General features: G+C 70.0%; 14 protein-coding genes. 5 read left to right on the top strand and 9 right to left on the bottom strand.

Annotated elements, in window-relative coordinates:
* Positions 1–59: 59 nt before the first annotated feature.
* A complete protein-coding gene (locus D7V97_RS01340) occupies positions 60–1,262 on the bottom strand; it encodes an RICIN domain-containing protein (protein ID WP_120608750.1) in 1,203 nt (400 codons plus the stop codon).
* 215 nt (positions 1,263–1,477) lie between these two features.
* Between D7V97_RS01340 and D7V97_RS01335 the strand changes: the two genes are divergently transcribed.
* From D7V97_RS01335 to D7V97_RS01325, 3 genes are read left to right on the top strand one after another with little or no spacing between them, the layout of a single operon-like run.
* Positions 1,478–2,125, top strand: coding sequence for a hypothetical protein (locus D7V97_RS01335; RefSeq protein ID WP_120608749.1), 648 nt, complete (start codon positions 1,478–1,480; stop codon positions 2,123–2,125).
* A 3-nt stretch (positions 2,126–2,128) separates the two neighbouring features.
* Positions 2,129–2,365, top strand: a complete 237-nt coding sequence (locus tag D7V97_RS01330; protein ID WP_120608748.1) for a hypothetical protein — start codon at positions 2,129–2,131, stop codon at positions 2,363–2,365.
* Positions 2,362–2,730 carry a hypothetical protein gene (locus D7V97_RS01325; RefSeq protein ID WP_120608747.1) on the top strand — a complete coding sequence of 123 codons (369 nt, stop codon included), beginning with the start codon at positions 2,362–2,364 and terminating at the stop codon, positions 2,728–2,730. Before D7V97_RS01330 ends, D7V97_RS01325 begins: the two co-directional genes overlap by 4 nt.
* 58 nt (positions 2,731–2,788) lie before the next feature.
* Here D7V97_RS01325 and D7V97_RS01320 read toward each other — a convergent pair whose 3' ends face one another.
* The 4 genes from D7V97_RS01320 to D7V97_RS01305 form a co-directional block, all read right to left on the bottom strand.
* Positions 2,789–3,535 (bottom strand): type 1 glutamine amidotransferase domain-containing protein, encoded by a 747-nt coding sequence (locus D7V97_RS01320; protein ID WP_120608746.1) that lies wholly within the window; start codon positions 3,533–3,535, stop codon positions 2,789–2,791.
* A 57-nt stretch (positions 3,536–3,592) separates the two neighbouring features.
* Positions 3,593–6,775 (bottom strand): Ig-like domain-containing protein, encoded by a 3,183-nt coding sequence (locus D7V97_RS01315; protein ID WP_147444637.1) that lies wholly within the window; start codon positions 6,773–6,775, stop codon positions 3,593–3,595.
* 168 nt (positions 6,776–6,943) lie between these two features.
* Positions 6,944–7,765 carry a LytTR family DNA-binding domain-containing protein gene (locus tag D7V97_RS01310; protein ID WP_120608744.1) on the bottom strand — a complete coding sequence of 274 codons (822 nt, stop codon included), beginning with the start codon at positions 7,763–7,765 and terminating at the stop codon, positions 6,944–6,946.
* Positions 7,758–8,885, bottom strand: coding sequence for a sensor histidine kinase (locus tag D7V97_RS01305; RefSeq protein ID WP_147444636.1), 1,128 nt, complete (start codon positions 8,883–8,885; stop codon positions 7,758–7,760). Before D7V97_RS01305 ends, D7V97_RS01310 begins: the two co-directional genes overlap by 8 nt.
* A gap of 596 nt (positions 8,886–9,481) precedes the next feature.
* Here D7V97_RS01305 and D7V97_RS01300 point away from each other — a divergent pair.
* Positions 9,482–10,261, top strand: coding sequence for a hypothetical protein (locus D7V97_RS01300; protein ID WP_147444635.1), 780 nt, complete (start codon positions 9,482–9,484; stop codon positions 10,259–10,261).
* 45 nt (positions 10,262–10,306) lie between these two features.
* Here the strand turns inward: D7V97_RS01300 and D7V97_RS01295 are convergent, their stop codons facing one another.
* The 4 genes from D7V97_RS01295 to D7V97_RS01280 all read right to left on the bottom strand — a co-directional run bounded on the left by D7V97_RS01295 (position 10,307) and on the right by D7V97_RS01280 (position 17,005).
* Entirely contained in the window at positions 10,307–12,172 is a 1,866-nt protein-coding gene (locus D7V97_RS01295; protein ID WP_120608741.1) for an SBBP repeat-containing protein, read from the bottom strand.
* 136 nt (positions 12,173–12,308) lie between these two features.
* Entirely contained in the window at positions 12,309–13,016 is a 708-nt protein-coding gene (locus tag D7V97_RS01290) for a response regulator transcription factor (RefSeq protein WP_120608740.1), read from the bottom strand.
* Positions 13,013–14,863: a HAMP domain-containing sensor histidine kinase gene (locus tag D7V97_RS01285; protein WP_120608739.1), complete on the bottom strand. Its 1,851-nt coding sequence runs from the start codon at positions 14,861–14,863 to the stop codon at positions 13,013–13,015. The genes D7V97_RS01290 and D7V97_RS01285 overlap by 4 nt, the downstream gene beginning before the upstream one ends.
* A 12-nt stretch (positions 14,864–14,875) precedes the next feature.
* Complete coding sequence (locus tag D7V97_RS01280) at positions 14,876–17,005, bottom strand: von Willebrand factor type A domain-containing protein (protein ID WP_120608738.1); 2,130 nt, start codon at positions 17,003–17,005, stop codon at positions 14,876–14,878.
* Between the two features lie 209 nt (positions 17,006–17,214).
* On the opposite strand from D7V97_RS01280, the gene D7V97_RS01275 reads away from it, so the two are divergent.
* Positions 17,215–18,834 carry an NADP-dependent glyceraldehyde-3-phosphate dehydrogenase gene (locus D7V97_RS01275; protein WP_120608737.1) on the top strand — a complete coding sequence of 540 codons (1,620 nt, stop codon included), beginning with the start codon at positions 17,215–17,217 and terminating at the stop codon, positions 18,832–18,834.
* The last annotated feature ends 21 nt before the right edge of the window (positions 18,835–18,855 follow it).

Raw genomic sequence — 18,855 nt, 5'->3', positions numbered from 1 at the left:
TCTCTCCAGGGCCGGCGCATTATCGCCCGCGACCGTTCGCCGGTTGCGTCAGGCCCGGGCTAGCAGCCCAGGTTGTTGCCGGGGCTCACGCCGAGCATGCCGGTGAAGCGCACGTAGGCGTCGATGCGGCTCTGCACCTGGCCGGGGTTGCGGCCGTTGCACTCCAGCGAGCCGTTGATGGTGCGGATGGTCTCACCGAAGCCCGCGCCGTTCACCATGGCGTTGTGCGCCGTCATGGAGCCCGCGCCCGTCTGCGTGGTCCAGAACCAGAAGCCCGTGCGCCACGCCGCGTTCGCGTCCTGCGCCAGCAGGTCCGGGTTGGCCTGGAGGGGCAGGCCGAGCGCGTTGCCCGCCGCGCAGTAGTTGCCATTCCACGACAGCTGCATGGGGCCGCGGCCGTAGTACCGCTTGCCCGCGGCGCAGGTGCAGCCCGGAGGCCCCCACGACGTGTCGCAGTAGTCCGCCTTGTTGATCTCCTCGATGTACACGAGCCCGCCCGTCTCATGAGAGACATTGGCCAGGAACGCGGCCACCTCGCGCTTGCGGGTGTCGGTGTCGCCCGTCGTCGCGAGCCCCGGGAAGCCCGCCGCCGCGGCCACCAGCGCGTCGTAGCTGTAGAAGGCGGTGCGGTTGGGGAACATGGCGTTGAACGTCTCGCGCGTGAGGATGCCGCCGAAGCCCGTCCCGCCGCCGCCGGAGACCAGGTCGAACGTCCAGTGCTGGTTCGCGCCGCCCGTGTAGGGGTACTGCACCAGCGACGTGCCGTTCTCCGCGGAGCCCCAGTACAGATCCACCGCCATGTCCGTGTGCCGCAGCTGCATGCTGAACTGCGTGCCACCCCGGTTCACGAACCGGAACTGCTGGTTGGCGCCGCCGACGTAGCTCCACTGGTGGACGAGCGCGTTCTGCGCGGTGCTGACACCCTGGATGTCCAGCCCCTTGCCGCTGTTCACGTTGATGATCTTGAAGAACCCGTCCGACGTCGGGGAGATGTGGAACTTCTGCGCGTTGGTGCCGTTGCAGTCCCACTCCTGCACCTTGGCGCCGTCCGCCGTGCTGGACGAGGCCACGTCGATGCACTTGTTCGTCATCGCCGAGCGGATGACGTAGTCGCCCTCCGTGATGGACGACACGACCGCGGCGCCCTCCACCTGCCCGGTCGCCTCGGGGGACTCCCCGGACGGCTCCGCCCCGGAACAGCCGCTCAGCGCACCCACGATGCCCAGCAATGACAGACAGCGGAACCCCAGCGTGTTGGCCATGACGACTCCTGTGAAGCGAGGTCCGGCCAACATATTCTGATTAGCTGCAAATCAAGGAATTTAAGATTAGCGCGGTCGCTTCCACGCCCGGGTCGCATGTTTCCTGGTTTCACCGCCTACCTGATGGGTTTCATTTTCCCGCCTTCTTGACGGGTTCACTCCAAGTAAGCCAGGATTGTGACAGCACCGTGGGAATTTTCCCATGAGGGGGAAACATGTCTGGCTGGTTTGACGACGAGTCGTCCGGTGAAGCGAAGGTGGAGTCCGCCCAGCAGCCCGTCGCCCGGAGGCCCGAGGTCGGAGGCATTACTGATCACGAATTCCGTCCCCCGGAGCCGCCGAGGGCCATCCGGAGGCCGCCGCAGGCTCCGCCGCCCGCGGATGACTGGGGCTTCAACCAGGGGGGCCGCGACGCCACGGAGGACCCCTTCAGCGAGCCCGCGGGCAAGGAGCCGGCCGACTTCGACGCCACCTCCTCCGGGGAGGAGCCGGAAGCGGTGGACGAAGAGGGGGACGGCATGGCGGGCATCGAGGCCAACGGAGACCGGGAGCCCCATCAGGTGCGGCGGGACAAGATCTACGACACGCTCGATGGCATCGCGGACAGCATCTCCGCCGCAGCGGGCGTGGCGGGCGTCAGGAACCCGGCGGTGGGCGTGGGCCTGGGCGCGGTGGGCGGCGGCATGCGCCTCGTGAACACGGTGGGGCGCGGGGTGGGGAAGCTCGTGGATGACGTCTATGACCGTGACGACGCCAACAAGGCCGACCAGGCGAAGAAGGACCTCGACCGCCTGAAGGACAAGGCCGCGGTCGACAAGATCAACAAGAACACCCCCAAGGGTGCTCCCAAGATCGTGAAGTGAGCCATGCCCATCCGACCGGATCCGGTTCGCAAGGGCGAGAAGGCTGTCCTCTGTATCAACTGCCCGGAGGTCATGCTCACCATGCAGCTCAGCCGATTCCAGCTCAAGCCCGAGAAGGGCTTTGGCAATCAAGAGGTCCTGACCATGCTGACGGCGATCTGCCCTGATTGTGGATACATGGAGCTGTACAAGGAAGGGCTCCTCTTCCAGGCCACCAAGGAAGAGGCAGGTGGCAAATGACGCGGGTCATCCTCGGGCCGCAGGAGAAGGTCCAGAAGCAGTGTCTGGTTTCAACGCGCCGGGCGGATGACACGCTCTACGGCATCTTCCTGGGGACGCTGACGACGAAGCGGGTCTTCGCCGAGGACGAGCTGGGGACCTTGATCTTCAACTTCTACATCAAGGACATCGACCGGGCGGAGATCCGCAAGAGCTTCTGGAAGGGCGCGGGCGTCCGGCTCATCCTGCGCAGCGGCAATGACTTCGTCTTCAAGCTCATGAAGGACGCCATCTACGAGGACGCGGTCGCGGCGCAGATCTGGGTGAACAGCATCAACCAGGTGTTGCTGGTCCTCCGGAACCAGGCCGTGCCGCCCCCGTCCTGACGTCGGAAGAGCTGCTCCGGGCCGTGGCGTCCGCGCCACGGTCCGCAAGCGCAGGGGCTCACAGCCGCGTAAGGAAGCGCTCCGCGAAGAGGTACGCGTCGCCGGGCCACCGGGCGGAGACGTAGCGGCCGTCCTCCACCACGAAGGCCGGGGTGTGGTCCGTCGCGGTGCCCCGCTTCGCGACGACGCGGGGGCCGCGCTCGAAGTGGGTGGCTTCCGCGAGGGCGGCCACCACCTCCTCCTCCACGTAGGCGGGATAGGTGCGGTAGTAGCGCCCCAGCTTCCAGGCCGTGAGCAGGTACGCGGAGCGCTCCATGTACTTGGGCAGGCAGGTGGTGCGCTTGCCGTGCAGCACGCTCTTGCCGGTGGCGGGGTCCTTCGTCCGCGCGAGCACCAGCACGCCGTGGCAGATGGCCGCGACGGGCCGCTGAAGCGCCCAGAACGCCGCCACCTTCGCCTGGAGCGCCTCGCTGCCCAGGTACTGCCGCATGCCCGGCGCGTGGCCTCCGGGGAGCAGCAGCGCGTCGAAGTCCTCCGGCACCACCGCGTCCCAGGTCAGCGGCTTCTGGAAGCCCTCGGTGAGGGTGAGGTCGCCGTAGAAGCGCCGGGGCTCCGGATCCGCGCCCAGCTTTCCGAAGAGCACGCCCGTGAGCAGCAGCGGATCCGCGGCGGGCATGTGGCCCTGCTCCGTGGCGAACACCACCTCGTGGCCGGCGTCGGTGAGCTTGCGCCAGGGCACCGCGACCTCGGTGACGTCGAAGTCGCGGTCGGGCAGTGGGACGAGGACGCGGCGGGCAGGGGACATGCGGTCAGTCTTTCCGCATGCCCGGGTCCTGACAAGCCGCGTCGCCCTTTCACGGACTCAGTGGACGCGGCCCGCGGGCAGGTTGGAGCGCGGCGGGAAGCCCGGGACGGCGGGCCTGCGCGCGCCCTCCTTGCGTGAGGCCGCCAGCTGGGCGGGCGGCTCGCCGCACACCATCGCGCTCAGGTCGTCCTGGCGGCGCCCCAGGTCGTTGAAGACGTGGGACGGTCCCGCGCCCGTGGGATCCGGCATGGGAGACGCGTTCGTGAGGAAGGGGGACAGGAAGGACGTCTGGCCCGTGGAGCGCGGTCCGACGTGGAGGAAGAACGTGTTGGTCTCCCCCGCGTGGCAGCCGTTGCACGTGTTCACCGAGAACTGGTGGCGCGCTTCGGGGTTCACGCCGGGAGCACTGAAGAGGAAGCCGAAGGGCGTGAGCGCCGAGCCCGCCTGGAACACCTGGCCGTTGAAGAGCGGGGGCAGGGTGTGCGTCCCCGCCAGGATGGCGGCCTCGTTCTGCTGGATGTAGTTCGCGAGCAGGGGGGAGCCGCTGAGGAAGAACTCGGGCGTGAGCGCCACCGCCGCCGGGGCGAGGCCGGTGGGGCCGAGGTGGAACTCGCGCAGCTCCCACTCGAAGTCGAGCGCGTTCTCGTTGGTGCGCACCTGGCTGATGGCGCTGCCAAGGAAGCGGTCCGGTGCCACGAAGGCCTTGGTGAAGCGGTCCGTCACGGCCTGGAGCTTCGCGTTGTAGCCCGGGCTGCCCACGCCCACCCGCCCCGGCTCATGCCAGTCCCGCGCCCAGCGCTGGAGCTCTTCCGGCGAGCCACCCGGGAGCACGTACTCCAGGATGACGGTGAACGGTGTGGGATTGCCGGACGGGTCGAGCACGCCGAACACGAAGCGCCCTTCGCCCGCGATGGCTCCCTCCTGTCGCAGGTCCATGCGGTTGACGATGGCGAGCAACCGGAACGGCGCGGTGTTGAAGTCCAGCGGCTGGTTCGCGCCGCCGCTGCGCGCCTCCCAGGCGTTCGTCACCAGATTGCGGATGTCGGGGCGGGGCGGGATGACGGACGCCGCGATGAACTGGGGCTGCTCCCAGGTCCGCAGCCAGGTGCGCACCAGGTTGGACGGGTCCACGCCGCCGTTCATCTCGCGCAGCAGCGTGCCGAAGGTCCAGGCCCCGCTCCCGGTGGTCCGCGCGGGGTCCTCCACCACGGACAGGTCGGTGATGAGCAGCTCTTCGAACGGATCCACCTGACACGTCAGCGGGTCGCAGGCGGTGGCGGACTCGCAGCCGTTGGTCGCGCTCCCATCACAGTCGAAGGTGCCCACCGCGCAGCCCAGGCCGCAGGTGCCCGCGCCGCAGACGGCGTTGGCGGAAGCGGCCCCGCCGCACGTCGTGCCACAGGCGCCACAGTTCGCTTCGTCGCTCAGCAGGTTCGCTTCGCAGCCGTTCGCCGGGTTGCCATCGCAGTCCGCGGTGCCCATCCCACAGCCCGGCTGGAAGGACGCGCAGGCGGAGCGGTTGCCCGCCGCGTCTCGGGCCGCGCCGAAGAGCTGCACGTTGAGCTGGGCGGGCACCAGGGGCATCTGGGCGATGCCGTTGGTCCCCGCGGTGATTTCGGGCGTCGAAGGAGACGGCACGGTGCAGGCGGCGTCCGAGAACAGCGTCACCCGGGCGCCGGACTCGGTCTGGACCTGCACCGCCGCGACGAACGGCGACACCGTGAAGGGAATGACTCCCGGAAGGAACGTGGGCAGCGCGGGGGCGAGGCTGTCATTCACATAGGTGGCGGTCGCGGAGCAGACGGAGAGGTTGCCCGCTGCGTCCACGGCCCGCACGGAGAAGGTCGCGGAGGCATTGGCGGCGACCGTGCGGGCGAGCGTGAAGGCCCCTGTGGAAGCGTTCGCGCTGACGGTGGTGAGCGGCGTGCCCACGCAGCCCGCGGCCGCGAAGAGGCGCACGGTGGCGGCGGCCTCCGTCGTGCCGGTCAGCGAGGGCTGCGTGCTGGAGCCAGGGGACGCGGGGCTGAAGCCCGTGAGCGTCGGTGCGGCGGGGGCGACGCTGTCATGCCGGTAGACGGGGGCATTGGAGCAGGTGGACGTGTTGCCCGCCGCGTCGGTGGCGGTGCTGCTGAAGAAGACCTGCGTGTTGGCCGCGACGGAGACCGCCCGCGAGAAGGTGCCATTGGCGGCCGCCGTCAGGGTGGCGAGCGGCGTGCCCTGGCAGGACGACCCCGCGAAGAGGCGCACGCTGGCGTTGGCTTCCGCCGTGCCGGACAGCAGGGGCTGCGTGCTGTTGGACGGGGAGACGGGCGTGAACCCCGTGAGGGTCGGCGGCGAGGGCGCGAGGCTGTCGTGCTGGTAGGTGATGCCCGGCGAGCACGCGGAGACATTGTTCGCGGCGTCCGTCGCGGTGGCGGTGAAGGTGACGGTGGTGTTGGAGGCCAGGGAGAACGTCGAGGAGAAGCTGCCGTCCGTCGCGGCCGTCACGGTGGCCAGCGGCGTGCCCTGGCAGGACGGACCCAGGAAGAGCTTCACGGTGGCTCCCGCCTCCGTCGTCCCGGCGAGCACGGGGTGCGTGTTGGTGTTCGACGGCGACGTGGGCGTGAAGCCCGTCAGCACCGGGACCACGGGCGGAACCACGTCCGTCTGGCATTGGAGGAGTTCGAGCCGGCCCATGGAGATGACCTCGATGCCCGTGCGGCTGTCGTTGTCCTCCGTGACGTTCAGTCTGTATTTGACGTAGGCGCCCGGGGTGGCGACCAGGTACTCGCGCCGCTCGAAGCCCGCCCAGTTGATTTCATTGGCGCGCGTATCCACGACCACCCACGCGGTGCCATTCCAGCCCTGGAGGGTGAAGGTCCGGGGGGCGCGGGAAGTGATGCTGCCGTTGATGTAGTTGATGGCGTAGTGGGTGACCGTCTTCGGGCCGTCCGCCCATTCATAGGCAATCCAGGCGGGGACGGTGCCCAGGCTGGAGATCCACATCGTGCTGTTGGTGTTGTCGAAGGCCCCCCAGGCCTCGTAGGTGCCGCCGTAGGCGCCGGAGCGGGTCACCGTGCCGGAGGGAAGGGTGGCGCTGGTCATCTGGGGGACGAGGTTGTTTCCACAGGCGAGCCCCTGTTCGCCGGTGCGCGTCTCTGGGGGTGGGGGCGGGGTGGCTTCCCCCTGACATCCCGGCACGCTGGCCAGGGTCAGGGCGGCGGCCAGGAAGAGGCCTGTTCTGGAGGTGGGAACGCGCATGCGGTGCTCCTTGCAGCCATCGCTTCAGGTGACGGCCCGGGCGCTCTCGCGCGGGCTGCGCGAGCGTTGGGCCGTGCCGTCGTTGTACGGGCGCGTCCGTGCGCACCGTGAAGTGATGTGTCGGAACCGCTGGAGCGCGGGATGAAACGTCCGCCGGTTGGGACGAAGTCAGAACGACTGGCGCAGCAGGGCCTCCACCGCGGCCTTGCGTCCGGGGCTCAATCGGAGCCGGGTCCCGTCGCGGAGCACCACCACCCAGCCCTTGTCCACGTCCGGCTCCAGCTCACGGATGCGGTCCACGTTGACCAGCACGGAGCGGTGGACGCGCACGAAGCGGCGCGGATCCAACCACTGCTCCACCTGGGCCAGCGTCTCGCGGAGCATGGGCTTGCGGGCCCCCGCGTGCAGCACCACGTAGTTGCCCTCCGCCTCGCACCAGTCCAGCTCCTCGACGGGGATGAGCAACACCTTGCCGCCCGTCTTCACCGCGATGCGCTCCACCGGACCGCCGCCGGACGTCCGCGAGGGTTCGGGAGGGGGCGGGGGCGCCCGGTGCTGTTCGAGCAGGGCTGAGAGGTGTTTCAACAGCTCCCGGTCCTGTCCCTGGGCGCGCTGTTGACGGGCTCGCTCCAGCGCGTCCCGGAAGCGCTGGTCGCTGTAGGGCTTGAGCAGGTAGTCCAGCGCGTTCGCCTCGAAGGCACGCACCGCGTACCGGTCGAAGGCCGTCACGAAGATGACGGGCGGCATCCGCTCCACGCCCACTTCGCGCAGCACGTCGAAGCCATCCACCTCCGGCATCTGCACGTCCAGGAACACCAGGTCCGGACGCTCCCGCAGGATGAAGTCCACGGCCTCGCGGCCTCCCTGGCATTCGTGCACGGCGGTGACTTCCGGCGCCTGGGCGAGCAGGTGTTTCACGCTGTCCCGGGCCAGCTGCTCGTCGTCCACCACCAGCACGCGCCAGCCTTCCCGACGGTCTGCTTCAAGCACGAGGACCCCGCGTCATGTCTGGCCTTTCCTCCACGAATGGCAGCTCCACCTTCGCCAGCACGCCACCGCCGGGCAGGTCCTCCAGCGTCAGACCATAGCGCTCGCCGTAGAGCTGCCGGATGCGGGCGCGGGTGTTGGCCACGCCGATGCCCGTGCCTCCGGCGCCTCCCGCCCGCAGGCCCGGCCCGTCGTCCCGCACTTCGAGCAGCAGGCGGGGGCCCTGCCGCGTGGTGCTCACGTGCAGGTGGCCCCGGCCCGCGCGGCGGGCGATGCCGTGCTTGATGGCGTTCTCCACCAGCGGCTGGAGGATGAGGGCGGGCACCCGGGCCCGCAGCGTGTCCGGCGCGGGCGTCAGGTGGACTTCCAGGTGTCCGCCGAAGCGGAGCTGTTCGATGCCCAGGAAGCGCCGCACCAGCTCCAGCTCGTCCTCCAGCAGCACCTCGTGGTCCCCCCGGCCCTCCAGGCTCGCGCGCAGCAGGTGTCCCAGCTCCGCCAGGGCCTCCACCGCCTCCGGGTTGCGCTGCTGGCGGACCAACCCCGCCACCGCGTTCAGCGTGTTGAAGAGGAAGTGCGGATCCAGCTGCGCCCTCAACGCCTGGAGCCGGGCCTCCGCGAGCTGGACCGCGAGGCGCGACTCCGCCAGCTCGCGCTCCCGCAGGCGCCGCGTCGTGCGCAGCGCGGACCAGGCGGCGAGGAAGAGCAGGTATTCGAAGTAGCCCAGCGCGCCGCGCTCGAGGAGCAGTCGCCACACGCCTTGCGTGAACGACACCCCGTGCGCGCTCCATTGCTGGAGCGCCGCGAGGACGGGCGCGAGCAGCAGCAGGTGCACCTGGACGAAGCCTGCTCCCGCGACCAGCAGCACGCCCAGGTGACGCGCCAGCCGGGGAGGTTCGGGGGGAATGCGTTGGAAGACGGCGAGGACCAGCGGCCCGAGCAATGCCCACGCGCTGTAGGGCACCAGCGCGAGCGCGAGCTTCAAGAAGAAGTCCTGGGGCTCCTCGGCGTAGGCGCGCAGGGCATGGGGGACCGCGCCGAGGAAGCCCGCGGCCATGCCCCACAGCCAGACCCGCCGCATCGAGGCCCGGCGTTCCACTGCCTCCAGCACTCCCCCGTGCGGCATGGTGTTCCTGACACCCCCAGGGTTCGCAGCGTAGCGGAGGAACCGTGTCGGGTGCGGGGAGGCTGACGGGAAAGGGTGGGGCGCTTCGGCTAACGTCCCGCCGCGCCGTGACCCGAAGCCCCCCGGGGCCTGACCCCGATGACGACCTGCCCGCCCGTCCGCCCGAGCCACGGGACGGCACGCTGTACGTGCAGGGCGAGGATGAGCCCGAGACGTCCGCCGAGGGTCGCGAGGCGAGGGGGCGCCGTGCGTCCACGGTGCTCACCGCCCTGCTGGTGGCCGTGGGGCTCGCGCTGCCCGGGGTCGCGGTCTTCCTGCGGCGCCCGGCCGCTCCACCCGCGCAGGCCCCGACTTCGCTCGCAGTGCAGGGTGAACCGGCAGGTGCGAATGCACGCCCTGGCTTGCCCACCGCGCAGGCCGCATCCGAAGGAGTTGAGCCACGTCCTGACTTGCTGTCCGCTCAGGCCGCATCCGAAAGCATGACGGCGCGCTCCGTATCGCCTTCGGTGCCCTCCCCACCCGCGAAGGCGGACGCGCGTTCGTTGCCTTCCCCGTCGCGGTTGCAGGGCGCCCTGGCCCGTGTGGAGCCACGGCCCGTGGCCCTCGTGCGCCAGCCCCTTCCGGCTCCGTCAGCCCAGGTCGAGCGACTGCGCGCGGTCATCGAAGACGCGAGTCTCCCTCCCGCGGAGCGATCCGCGGCGGCGCTGGTGCTGCTCGATGCCCATTCCACCCGGGAGCGCTGGCGCTCACTCGTCCGGGACGCGGACCTCGTCTCCCGTCTGGACCTGCCCCGTCACGAGGGACGCCTTCCGGCCGAGCAGGCCGCCTGGTTGCGGCTCTCCGCCCTGCGGAACCTGAACCAGTGGGACGCCGTGCTGGGTGACGGCCCTGCCTTCCTGCGGACGTATCCGGACAGCGCCCTGGCACCCGCGGTGGACAGCCTCGTGCGGAGCACCGTCGTCCACCGCGCCTCGGTGGAGCAGGGCCGGCGGGAGATGCAGGCCGAACTCCGAAAGGAGGAGGAAACAGCCGCGCGGGAGATGGCCCGACTCGAAGGTCTTGGCCAGCCCACCGCGAAGGTCCGCCGGAGCCTCGACTTCCGGCGCTGCGACCTGCCGGGAACCGGGAGGTTCTACCCGGAGGCACTCGCCCCCTGCCGTGCCTTCATCGCGAACTGGGGCGCGGGGAACACCTCCCAGGAGCTCAATGAGTATCGGGATGCGCGGGGCCTGGAGATCGCCTCCCTCGTCGCCCTGCGTCGCTACACCGAGGCCCGCGCGCGGCTGGCCGCGTTCCTCGCCTCCGACCCCGAGGGCGAGCAGCGCACCCGCTCCCGCGCCATTGTCATGGGCATCCCCGCCGAAGCGGAGGAGTGACAGCGCGGCGGGCCCCCGCCACCGCGCTGTCCTCTCCACTTCAACTCAGGGCGCCGGAAGCTTCGTCACGAACGCGTCGGACTGCCCCACGAGCGTGTTGCCGCCGAAGTTCCCCTCCGTATAGCCGCCCAGGTAGAGGTTGCCGTTGGCCTCCCGGTTCACGCCATTGCTGTAGACGGGGGCCTGCCCTCCCGCCGCCAACACCGCCGGATTCTGCTGGACCACCCACAGCCGGTTGCCCGCCGTGTCGAACTTCGCGACGTAGTTGTGCCCCTTGATGAACGTGGCGTTGGACAGGTTGCCCACGTCTCCCTGCGCGCCGCCGCTCACATAGACACCCGTCGTGTCGATGAAGATGCCCGAGGCCCAGATGCCATTCGCCGCGCTGAACTCCCGGGTCCACAGCCGGTTGCCCGAAGGGTCGTACTTGGCCAGGTAGGCATCCCCTCCCGGGGTGGGATTCGGATTCCCATCCAGACCGCCGCCGCTCTGGCCCGTGAGGTAGACATTGCCCGCCGCATCCGTCGCGGCGCCATAAAGCCAGACATTGTTGCCGGCGGACCCGAGCTGCCGGGTCCACAGCTTGTTGCCGGCGCCGTCGTACTTCATGACGAAGAAGTCCTGCGCGCCCATGCGGACATTCCCGTCCAGCCCGCCCGTCGTCCAACCTGAAACATAGACATTGCCGGACGCGTCGGTGGCCGCCCGCCGTCCCATCGTCGTCTGGCCCCCCGCGCCCGTCTGCCGGGTCCACAGCTTGTTCCCCGCGGCGTCGTACTTCGTCACGAAGGCATCGTGGGTGCCGACGCGCGTGTTCCCATCCAGGCCGCCATCCACGGAGCCCACGAGGAAGGCATTGTCCGCGATGTCGACCGCGACGTCATAGCCCTCCACGGAGGCACCTGCCGCGCCAAGCTGCCGGGTCCACTGCCGGACGCCGGTGTAGCGGTACTTCGTCACGAAGGCCTCCCGGACGCCGACCTTCGGCGTGCCGTCCATGGACCCGTCCGTGAACCCGCCCACGTAGATCTCCTCCCAGGTCCGGTTCGTCGCGATGCCGTACCCCAGGGTGACGCTCTCCGGCGCGCCGAGCTGGAGCGACCAGATGCGGTCGCCGTTCCAGTCGCGCGCGTGGAGGAAGGCATCCATTCCCCCGATGAGCGGGTTGCCGTCCAGGCCGCCCGTCGTGAAGCCCGTGACGTAGGAGCGCCCGGCCGGGTCTCCCACGAGGTCGTGCACGCGCACGGGGACCCCCGCCACGCCGGAGGTCCGCGTCCACAGGGCCGTGACGGGATTCGTGATTCCGTCGTTCACGCAGCTGATCAACTCCAGACGGTTGAGGGAGATGACGACCACGCCCGCACGGGTGTCGTTGTCATCCGTCACGTGCAGGCGGTACTGGCTGTAGGACGCGGGCGCGGCCAGCGTGAACTCACGCCGCTCGAAACCGCCCCAGCCGGTCTGGTTCGTGCGCGTATCCAGCACCACCCATGACGAACCATTCCATCCCTGGAACGTCCAGTCCTTCGGCGCGCGGGTGACGAGGCTGGGGCCGTTGGCGAAGGCCAGGGCATAGCGGTGGATCGCGGCGGTGCCGGCGGGCACCTGATAGCCGATCCATGCGGGCGTCTGGTTCACCGCGGAGATCCACAGCGAGCCGTTGTTCGCGTCGAACGCCTGCCAGGCCTCGTAGGAGGCGCTGTAGACCCCCGAACGCGTCACGCTGCCCGAAGGGGTCGTGGAGCCCGTCATGGCCGGCACCGCGATGGCGCAGGTGAGCGCCTGGGGGGTGGACTGGATTTCCTCCCCGGGCGCGGGGGCCGGGACGTCCTCGCCCTGGCAGCCGGGAAGGGACGTCAGGACGAGCGCGCTCGCAAGGAAGGTGCTTCGGACGGTGCGGAAGACTTTCACGGTGACTCCTCGGAAGCCGTGCGAAGGGTGCAGGGCGTTCGAAGGAGTAGCCGTCCGCTTCAGGGCGACGGGGCGTTATGTGACGAACCCTCCGGAGCGCGGGACGAAAGCGGCAGGCGGTGGGGTGGACCGGGCCTCAGGAGCCCTTCTCTACCTCCAGCCGGTAGCCCACGCCGCGCACCGTCTGGAGGGAGAAGCGCGACGCGCTGGTCCACTTCAGCTTGCGCTTCAGGCTGGAGACGAAGTTGTCCACCGTGTGCGGATCCACCACCACGTCCGTGCCCCAGACTGCATCCAGGATTTCGTCGCGCCGCAGCGCCCGCTCGCGCTCGCGCACGAAGAAGGCCAGCAGGTCGAACTCCTTGCGCGTCAGGTCCACCTCCGCGCCCTCCGGCGTCTCCACCCGTCGCCGGTCCAGGTCCACGCTGTAGCCCGCGAAGCGCAGCAGCTTCGAAGGAGGCACGGCGCCCGCGCGCTTCACCTGCGCGCCCACCCGCGCCAGCAATTCGCGCAGCCGGTAGGGCTTGCCCAGGTAGTCCTGCGCCCCCACCTCGAAGCCGCGCACCACGTCCTCCTCCAGCGTGCGCGCGGTGAGCATCAGCACCGGCACGCTCACGCCCTCCTCGCGCAGCGCGCGGCACAGCGCATAGCCGTCGCCGTCCGGGAGCATCACGTCCAGGAGGATGAGCTGGAAGTCGCGGCGGGCCAGGTGCTCGCGCGCCTCCTTCACCGTGGCGGCCTCCTCCACGGTGTAGCCACCCTGGTGCTCCAGGTTGTCCCGCAGCGCGAGCCGCAGGTTCGGGTCGTCCTCCACGACGAGGAGGGTGGGGGCGGTGGCGCTCATGCGGGGCTCGGGCTCCGTGCTGCGGAGGGGTACTCAGGAAGGGTCAATTCGAAGGTGGTGCCCTCCGCGCTGGAGGCCGCCACGCGCAGCGTGCCCCCGTGCAGCCGGGCGATGCGCCGGCACAGCGCGAGCCCCAGTCCGCTGCCGGGCACCTCGCGGCCACTGCGGCCGGACAGCCGGTAGAACTCGCCGAAGACGCGCTCCCACTCGGCCTCCGGGATGCCGGTGCCGTTGTCCGTGAAGCGCACCCGGCCGCCCGGCAGCGTCGCCACGTGCAGGCGCACGGGGCTGCGGGTGTTGTACGCGCAGGCGTTGCGCGCCAGGTTCGCGAGGAGCAGCTTCAAGAGCTGCGCGTCCGCGTTCAATTCGCGCTCGTCCACGTCCGCCGTCAGCTCCACCGGCACCGGGGCGCCGGACTCCAGGTCGCGGCGCAGCCCGGACACCAGCTCGTCCAGCCGCACCGGCGCGAGCCGGGGCACCCAGCGGCCCTTGTCGATGCGGTTGAAGGACAGCAGGTTCTCCACCAGGAAGCCCAGCCCGTCCGCCTCGCGGATGATGCGCGCCGGGTAGTCCTTCGCGTCCGCGCCCTCCGCCACCCGCCACTCCAGCGTCTCCGCGAGCAGGCGGATGGAGGCCAGCGGCGTGCGCAGCTCGTGCGACACCGTGGCCACGAAGTCGCTCTTCAGCTCCAGGAAGCGGTACTTGCGGTGCTGCGCCACGAAGGCCAGCGCCGCGATGGTGAGCGCCAGCGCCGCGCACAGCGCCAGCATCAGCGACTTGAGCCGGTAGCGGTTGGCCAGCGCCGCCTCGCCTTGCGCCCAGGCGGCCGACTCCACCGCGACCGGCAGCGATGCGAGCGACAGCACCGGCGCGCTCCCCGGCAGCACCACGCGCCCATCCGCCTCCAGCAACCCGCGCTCCCGCATCTCGCGGGTGAGTCCCTCCAGCAGGCCCGGCAGGTCCAACGCCACGCCGCGCACGCCGCGCTGTTCGGTGGGCTCCAGGTACCAGCCGGCGCGCACCAGCACGGGCTCCACGACGGCCTCCGGCAGGTCCAGCGGCGTGGCGGCCAGCTCCCGGGACCGCGTCTCGAAGTCCGCCACCGGCACGCCCACGCGCAGGGAGAGCGCCGCCACCCGGCCGCGCAGGAAGTCGAAGTCCTCGCGCGTGAAGCGCGAGCGCTTGAGCAGCACCCACCGCTGCATTCCCTCCAGCCGTCCCCCGCCCTGACCATCCAACAGGCCGTCGCGCACCAGTCCCCGCATCAGGTCCGGCACCACGTCGCCTCGCGCCGCCACGTCCTCCAGCACCACCAGCAGCGACGGCAGGTCGCGCGTGGACGCGAGCACGAAGCGGGTGCGGTGCTGCAACAGCGCCATCAATGCCAGCAGCGTGCCCTTGCGGTCCTGCGCCGCCAGCGCCCGCTCCACGCTGACCATCTGCTCCAGCCGCTCCTTCCACGGTCCCTCGTCCTCGTCCGCGACCTCCGTGTCCGCGCGCAGCCTCGCGTAGCGGTCCTTCGCGGGCGAGTCCCCGGCCGTGTCGAAGAGGGCCAGCCGGGGCAGCAGTTGTTCGCCCTGCTCGCGCAGGTACAGCCCCGGCGCGGCCATCAGCGGATCCTCCTTCGCCGCCTCCAGGGTGGGGCGCGCGGCCTCCAGTCCTTCACGCAGCGCCTGTCCCAGCGAGACGCGGGCGTACTGCTCCAGGGCCTCGCGCCGGGACTGGAGCGAGGCCCGTGCATCCTCGCGCTCGGCGGCGAAGATGCGGTGGAGCTGGCCCAGACCGACCCCGAGCCCGGCAAGGCCGAGCACGAGGGCGACGAGGGTGGGCAGCAGCCTGCGGATCATTCGGGCGAAGTCCTACTTGATGGTGGGGACGCGGTCGGCGTCCATCGTGCGCACCGGCGCGATGGACTCGAAGCGGTCCGTGCGTCGGTCCAGCGTCCGGGCCGAACGGATGAGCGTCCCCAGCTCCACCACGTCCGGCCGGGCCTTCAGCGGCGTGCCCAATTCCTCCCACAGCGACACGAGCGCATCGTAGGTGAGCGGCCGCGCCCAGTAGGACCCGCGCAGCTTCTCCGCGAAGGCGGCGGCGACGTAGGACAGGCGCGTTTGGGCCGCCGCCTGCGCATAGGCCGGGCGCAGCAGCACGGAGGGCAGCGCCTTCTCAATGAGCTGCGACTTGCCGCCTTCGGGCGCCTTGTAACGGATGCGCAGCGTGCCGAAGGAGAGCTGGGACGGGTCGCGCAGCTTCACCTCGTAGAGGGCGGTGACGGCGTGGCCCGCGCCCACCTCGCCCGCGTCCACGGTGTCGTCCGCGAACTGCTGCTTGGTGAGCAGCCGGTTCTCGTAGCCGAGCAGGCGGTAGCGCGACACGGTCTTCCGGTCGAACTCGACCTGGAGCTTCACGTCCTTGGCCACCACCTGGAGCGTGCCGGTGAGGTTCTGCACGAAGATGCGGCGGGCTTCGTCCAGCTTGTCCACGTAGGCGTAGTTGCCTTCGCCCACCTGGGCGAGCCGCTCCATCAGCACGTCGTTGTAGTTGCCCATGCCGAAGCCCACGGTGGACAGGGTGATTCCCGCCGCCGCCTGCGCCTTCACCCGGTCCCAGATGCCATCCGCCTGGGTGATGCCGTTGTTCGCCACGCCGTCCGAGCAGAGGACGATGCGGTTGATGCCGCCCTCCACAAGATTGCTCGCCGCCAGCGCGTAGCCCATTTCAATCCCAGCCTGCGCGTTGGTGGCGCCCTCCGGGTGGAGGCTGTCGATGGCCGCCAGCAGCTCCTGCTTCCGGGTGGCGTTGGTGGGCGCGAGCACCTGCCGGGCCTCGCTGCCGTAGACCACGATGGACACCCGGTCCCGCTCATCCAGCGCATCCACGAGCAGCCGCAGCGACTGCTTCACCAGCCCGAGCCGGTTCTCCACGTCCATGGACCCGGACACGTCGATGACGAACACCAGGTGGCTGGCTTTGCGCTGGGCCCGCGACACCTCCCGCGCCTTCACGCCGATGTGCACCACGTGGTAGCCCTTGCGCGCCGGGGACGGGAAGCCCTCCACGTTCACGCTGAAGGGCACGTCCGGGGCGCTCGCGTAGTCGTAGTCGAAGCTGTTGACGAACTCCTCCACGCGCACGGCCTGCTCATCCGGAAGCGCGCCGCGCTCCAGGTAGGCCCGGGTCATCGTGTACGAGGCCGTGTCCGTGTCCACGGAGAAGGTGGAGAAGCGCTCCTCCTCGGTGTCCACCGTGGGGTTCACGCCGTGGCCCTTGAAGTACATGTCGAAGAACCGATCCCCCGGGGGGGCGGCGACGCGCTCCGGACGCGAAATGGGCGCCTGGTACACGGTGTGTGGAGTGCCGTCCGGAATGATGTGCATGTAGGGCATGGCCCAGCGGAGAGCCCCGGCGATGTGTTGATACCGGGTGATGGTCTCGAAGTCGTTCGGGCTCGGGCCCTCCACCACATATCCCCCGGACGTGCCGACGGGCGGGGCCGGAACCCTGTCGAACCCCTGGAGCCCCGGACGCCCCCCTGCGATGCGCCTGATGAACTCCTGGTCGATGTTCACCCCGGTGTTCGTGGAACCCACGTCGATGGTGGGCGGACTGCCCACGACTTCGACGGACTGCGTGAAGCTGTCAGGCAGCAGCTCCACGTTCACACGGATGGTGCGGTTGGGGTGCAGCTGGATCTCCGGCCGTGCGTACGGCCTGAACGACTCCTTCTCGAAGCGCAGCGTATAGGTGCCCGCGGGGAGCTGGGGGATGCGGTAGTTCCCCTGCGTGTCCGTGACCACGGTCTGCTCCCCCTGCAAGGCGGGGGAGGTCGCGGTGATGACCACGTCGGCCAGGGGCTTCTTCGTGTCGGTGTCGATGACCGTCCCGATGATGACGCTCAGGCTCGCGGTGCCCGCGTCGGGCTGGGCCAGGACGGGCGCGGCGAAGAGCATCAGGAGCGCGGACAGGGAGCTGCGAAGGAGGGACTTCATCGTGGGCCACCTCGGTGCATCAGGGTGAGGCCATCATCCCGATGCACCCCGCATCGAACCGCACGGGGGGCTCGTCTCCTCATCATGGTTTCATCATGACGGGAACCGGGGCCCGGGCGCGAGCGTCCGGGGCGCCCGCACCCACATCCCGCACGCGTCGCCTGCGGGATGTCGTGCCGGTGTCGGGGGGCTTCGTTAAAAGGGCGCCCATGACGACGGCACTCGACGACCTCTTCCCCACCGACGCGCAGGTTCCTCCCGGCGTGCGGCTCCCCGCGTACCTCGAGCAGCGCGAGTACCTGGTCGGAGGCGAGCTGCGCATCTGGCCGGGCGAGCTCAACCCGGTGCAGAGCCCGGTGTTCGTCCGGACCCCGGAGGGGCTGAAGCAGAAGGTCATTGGCGCGACCCCGCTGCTCACCTCGCGCGAGTCCCTGGACGCGCTCGCGGCGGCGGTGAAGGCCTACGACCTGGGCCGGGGCGTGTGGCCGACCCTGCGGGTGGCCGAGCGCATCGAGCACGTGGAGCGCTTCCTGGTGGCGATGCGCGCCCAGCGCACGGCGGTGGTGAACCTCCTCATGTGGGAGATTGGCAAGCCGCAGCCGGACTCGGAGAAGGAGTTCGACCGCACCGTCGACCTCATCGTGGAGACCATCCGCGCGCTCAAGGAGTTGGATCGCACCTCGTCCCGCTTCATCCAGGACCAGGGCATCATGGCGCAGATCCGCCGGGCGCCCATGGGCGTGGCGCTGTGCATGGGCCCGTACAACTACCCGCTCAACGAGACCTTCAGCACGCTGTTCCCCGCGCTGCTGATGGGCAACACGGTGGTGTTCAAGCCGGCGAAGTTCGGCGTGCTGCTGGTGCGTCCGCTCTTGGAGGCGTTCCGCGACTGCTTCCCTCCCGGCGTCATCAACATCATCTACGGCCGGGGCCGTGAGACGGTGGGCGCGCTGATGGAGAGCGGCAAGGTGGACCTGTTCGCCTTCATCGGCACCAACAAGGGGGCGAGCGAGCTCAAGCGCATGCACCCGCACCCGCACCGCCTCAAGTCCGTGCTGGGGTTGGATGCGAAGAACCCGGCCATCATCCTGGAGGACGCGGACCTGGATAACGCGGTGAAGGAGTGCATCACCGGCACGCTGTCCTTCAACGGCCAGCGGTGCACGGCGCTCAAGCTGCTGGTGGTGCACCGGCGCATCGTGGACGCGTTCCTGGAGAAGTTCACCGCCGCCGTGGACAAGCTCAAGCCCGGCATGCCGTGGGACCCGGGCGTCGCCATCACGCCCCTGCCGGAGCCGGGCAAGGCGGCATACCTCCAGGGGCTGGTGGACGACGCGGTGTCCAAGGGCGCCCGCGTGGTGAACAAGACGGGCGGCCAGTCGTCGCGGTCGTTCTACGCGCCCACCGTGGTGTACCCGGTGACGAAGGACATGCGGCTCGCGGGCGAGGAGCAGTTCGGCCCGGTGGTGCCGGTGATGGTGTTCGACGAGGACGAGGAGGCCGTGCGGCTGGTGGTGGAGTCCCAGTTCGGCCAGCAGCTCAGCCTCTTCGGCAAGGACTCGGCGCGCATCGGCCGGTTCATCGACGCGTTCTCCAACCAGGTGGGGCGCATCAACCTGAACTGCCAGTGCCAGCGCGGGCCGGACACGTTCCCGTTCAACGGCCGCAAGGACTCCGCGGAGGGCACCCTGTCCGTGGCGGACGCGCTGCGCGTGTTCTCCATCCGCACGCTGGTGGCGACGAAGACGACGCCGGACAACACCACCCTGGTGCAATCCATCCTCACCCGGCGTGAGTCGGACTTCCTCACCACCGACTTCCTCTTCTAGTCATCCCGGAGACGGAGGGTG

It is taken from the genome of Corallococcus sp. CA053C (genome assembly GCF_003611675.1).
Classification (GTDB): domain Bacteria; phylum Myxococcota; class Myxococcia; order Myxococcales; family Myxococcaceae; genus Corallococcus.
Note: the sequence above shows the minus strand (reverse complement) of the source record. Positions and strands in the feature narration are given on the sequence as shown.